Source organism: Roseibium sp. AWQ4_290, from assembly GCF_056160985.1.
This window is the reverse complement of record NZ_JBSWYG010000100.1, coordinates 1-244: the sequence shown is the minus strand read 5'-3', so window position 1 is coordinate 244 and position 244 is coordinate 1. Positions and strand designations below refer to the sequence as shown.

1 protein-coding gene is annotated in these 244 nt (G+C 58.2%); it reads right to left on the bottom strand.

Translation table 11 applies throughout. From position 1 onward, the window contains the following. The coding region (locus ACXAH0_RS25305) for an IS66 family transposase zinc-finger binding domain-containing protein (RefSeq protein ID WP_475196101.1) at positions 1 to 244 on the bottom strand (244 nt) is incomplete at both ends.

Below are 244 nucleotides of genomic sequence, written 5' to 3'. Positions count from 1 at the left end.
ACATGCGCCAAAAGTCCCGCTCCCGGCCGTCCACGCTCAATCGGACGCGATGGCAAGGGCGCCTGAACAATTCTCTCGCAGCAAGAACAGGACAGGCGCGGTCTGACAATACGGTTCACGATAAACCGGCCAGGCACATATTCCAGCTCTTCGGTAATGTCCTCACCCAGTGTCTTCAGCTTGCCGCCACACCGAAGGCAGGCTTCGCCCGGCATCAAGATCGTGTCATTGCGCTCAAGATGGT